Below are 4110 nucleotides of genomic sequence, written 5' to 3'. Positions count from 1 at the left end.
GCCGAGCTGCTGGGCCGGGTCCGGGAGACCGCGCTGGGTGCCTACGCCCACCAGGACCTGCCGTTCGAGCAGCTGGTCGACGCCCTGGTCACCGAGCGGGACCGCTCCCGCACCCCGCTCTTCCAGGTCTTCTTCAACTATCTGCGGGACGAAGGCGCCGGCGCGGCGGCCGAAGACGGCCCCGACGACGCGCAGGCGTCGCCCCGGACGGTGAAGTTCGACCTGACGGTGAACCTGGTGGACGCCGGCACCGGACTGGCCGGATCGATCGAGTACAGCACCGCGCTGTTCGACCGGGAGACGGTCGAGCGGATGGTCGGGCACCTGATCACCACACTCGGCGCGGTGGTGGAGGACCCGGACCGGAGGCTGTCGCGGCTGCCGTTCCTGACCGCCGCCGAGCGGGACCAGACGCTGTCGGCCTGGAACGACACCGCGACGACCGTGCCCGAGGTGGGCGGGGTGCACGAGCTGGTGGCGGCCCGGGCCGCCGAACGACCCGACGCCGTCGCCGTGGTGGCCGGCGGCACCGTGCTGACTTACGCCGCGCTGGAAGAACGTGCAGGCCGACTCGCCAACCGGCTCCGTGCGCTCGGCGTCGGTGCCGAGTCTGTCATCGGCCTCTGCCTCGAACGAGGCCTGGACACGGTCGTCGCGATACTGGCCGTCTGGAAGACGGGCGCCGCCTACCTGCCGCTGGACCCCGACTACCCCGCGGAGCGGCTGGCGTTCGTCCTGGCCGACAGCGGAGTCCGTGTACTGGTCGGCCATCGCGCCGTGGCCGGCGGCCTCCCCGCGGAGACCCGGATCTGGCTGGACGACCCGGCCGAGGCCGTCGACCCGGCCGGGCCGACGGAGCCGGAGGCGGCCACCGACCGCCTCGCCTACGTGATCTACACCTCCGGGTCGACCGGGATCCCGAAGGGCGTACAGGTCACACAGCACAACCTGGTGAACTTCCTGGCTTCCATGGCGGAACGCCCCGGCCTCACCTCCGCCGACGTCCTGCTGGCCGTCACCACCCTGGGATTCGACATCGCCGGCCTGGAGCTGCTGCTTCCGCTGACCGCCGGAGCCCAGGTCGTCGTGGCGGATCGGGACACGGTCCGCTCCCCCCGGCTGCTGGCGGGCGAGATCGGCCGGAGCGGCGCCACCGTCATGCAGGCCACACCGGCGACCTGGCAGATGCTGGTCGCCGACGGCTGGAGCGGGGCGGCGCGCTTGCGCGCCCTGTGCGGCGGTGAAGCACTTCCCGCCGAACTGGCCAGGGCGATCCAGGCACGTACCGTCGGCGTGTGGAACATGTACGGGCCCACGGAGACCACGATCTGGTCCACCTGCCGACCCCTGACGGACGATGAGCCGGTCACCCTCGGGTCGCCGGTGGCCAACACCCGTGTCTACGTGCTGGACCGGCGGCTCGGCCCGGTGCCCGTCGGCGTGGCCGGTGAATTGTTCATCGGCGGCGCGGGAGTGGCCCGCGGCTACGCCGGGCGTCCGGCGCTGACGGCGCAGCGGTTCGTCGCCGACCCGTTCGCGGCGGACGGGTCGCGGCTGTACCGGACCGGGGACGTCGTTCGCCTGCGGGCGGACGGGGAGCTGGAGTTCCTCGGCCGGGCCGACGACCAGGTCAAGGTGCGCGGGTTCCGGGTCGAGCTGGGCGAGGTGACGGCGGCGCTGGCGGCGCATCCCCGGATACGGTCGGCCGCGGTCGCCGCCTGGGGCGAGGCCGGGGACCGGCTGGCCGCCTACCTGGTCCCGGCGGACCACGGCGAGGGCGTCCCCGCGGCGGGCGACCTCCGCGCCTTCCTACGCCGAAGCCTGCCGGAGTACATGGTCCCGTCGCTGTTCACCGAGCTGGCCGCCCTGCCACTGACCCCCAACGGGAAACTGGACCGGGCCGCGTTGCCCGCCCCCGACACCGCCCGGTCCGAGCTGGGCGCCTTCGTGGCGCCGACCGGGGCGACCGAGGAACTCCTGGCCGGGATCTGGGCACAGCTGCTCGGCGCCGACCGGGTCGGCGCACTGGACGGCTTCTTCGAGCTGGGCGGGCATTCCCTGCTGGCCACTCAGGTGATCTCCCGGATCCGTGAGGTGTTCGGAGCCGAGGTGGCCCTGGCCGCGCTGTTCGAGCACCCCACCCTGCGGGCCCTGGCCGCCGTCGTCGACGGGACCGGGCCGGGATCGGCCGCCCCGCCGATCACGCCGGTGTCCAGGGACCGGGCACTGCCGTTGTCGTTCGCACAACAGCGCCTTTGGTTCCTGAACCAGCTCCAACCCGGCTCGGCCGAGTACCACCTGCCGTCGCTGATCCCGATGGCCGGCCCGGTGGACGTGGCCGCGCTGGGCACGGCGCTGGACGCGCTGGTGGCGCGGCACGAGGTGCTGCGGACGCGGCTGGTCGCGGGCCCGGACGGGGTGGCGCACCAGGTGATCGATCCGCCGGGGACGGTGCCGCTGCCCGTGGCGGACGTGTCCGGCGCCGCCGATCCACTGGCTGCGGCCAGGCGTCTGGTGGCGGTCGACGCGGCGGAGCCGTTCGACCTGGCGTCCGGACCGCCCCTGCGGGCCTGCCTGATCAGGATGGCCGACACCAGGCACGTGCTGGCGCTGACCATCCATCATGTGGCCTTCGACGACTGGTCGGACCGGATCCTGCAACGCGACCTGTCCTCGCTGTACGAGGCGTTCCGAGTGGGGGAGCCGGATCCGCTGCCGCCGCTCGCGGTGCAGTACGCCGACTTCGCGGTGTGGCAGCGGGACTGGCTGGCCGGGGACGTCCAGGACCGGCAGTTGGCCTTCTGGCGGGAGCGGCTGGCCGCCCTGCCGGTCCTGGAGCTTCCCCTGGACCGGCCGCGTCCGCCGCTGCGCTCCTCGGCGGGAGCGGCGATGCGCTTCAGCGTGCCCGGCGAGGTCGTGCGAGGACTGCATGAAGCGACCCGCGAGGGTGGCGCGACGATGTACATGACCCTGCTGGCCGCGTTCAGCGTCCTGCTGGGCCGGTACAGCGGTCAGGACGACATCGTGGTGGGCACACCGGTGGCGGGCCGGAACCGGGCCGAGACCGAGGACCTGATCGGGTTCTTCGTCAACACCCTGGTGATGCGCACCGACCTGTCCGGGGACCCGACGTTCGCCGAGGTCCTGGCCCGGGTACGGGAGACCGCGCTCGGTGCCTACGCCCACCAGGACCTGCCCTTCGAGCAGCTGGTGGACGCCCTGGTCACCGAGCGGGACAGGTCCCGCACCCCGCTGTTCCAGGTGCTGTTCGACTACTACCGGCAGGACACCGGCGGAGGGGGCGGCTCGGCGGAATCCGTCCAGGCCGGGGTGACCGCCAAGTTCGACCTGCGTCTGGTCGTGGTCGAAGACGATGACGGCCTCACGGCCACGATCGAGTACGGAGTCGCGTTGTTCGACGCGGCGACGATCGACCGGTTGGCGAGGCATCTGCGGATGCTGCTGGCACGGGTCGCGGAGGACCCGAGCCGACCGATATCCGAGGTGTCCGCCTTGTCGGCGGTGGACCACGCTGAGCTGCTGGAGCTGGGATCGGGTACCGCACGGCCGGTGTCCGCGGCGAGCGGAGTGCCCGGGCTGGTGGTCGAGCATGCGGCCAACGGCGGGGACGCAGTCGCGGTCGTGTACGGCGAGGCGCATCTGACCTACGGGGGCCTGGTACGTCGGGCGTCGCGGCTGGCGCGTCACCTGCGCGGCCTCGGAGTGGGCCCGGAGTCAGTGGTGGGCGTCTGCATGGGCCGCGGCGTGGATCTGGTGGTCGCGGTGGTGGGGGTGTGGTTGTCGGGGGCGGCGTTTGTGCCGTTGGATCCGGAGTATCCGGCGGAGCGGTTGGCGTTCATGCTGGCTGATTCGGGTGCGCGGGTGGTGGTGGGAGACCGGGCCGGAGCGGCTGTGCTGGACGGTGACGTCGTGGTGGTGCGGCTGGAGGAGTCGGCCGCGGGGGTCGATTGGGAGGTGGTGGGGCCGGAGCGGGTGGTGGTGGATCCGGCTCAGTTGGCGTATGTGATCTATACGTCGGGGACGACGGGGGTGCCGAAGGGTGTTCAGGTCGGGCATGGGGGGCTGGTGAATCTGGCGGCTGGTTTGTGG

General features: G+C 72.7%; 1 protein-coding gene. It reads left to right on the top strand.

Annotated elements, in window-relative coordinates; all coding sequences use genetic code 11:
* A partial coding sequence (locus tag ABZ098_RS44870; protein ID WP_356600879.1) for an amino acid adenylation domain-containing protein occupies positions 1-4110 on the top strand: 4110 nt, incomplete at both ends.

The sequence above is a fragment of the Streptomyces sp. NPDC006335 genome, from assembly GCF_040612795.1.
Taxonomy (GTDB): domain Bacteria; phylum Actinomycetota; class Actinomycetes; order Streptomycetales; family Streptomycetaceae; genus Streptomyces.
This window is presented reverse-complemented; position numbering and strand designations above follow the sequence as displayed.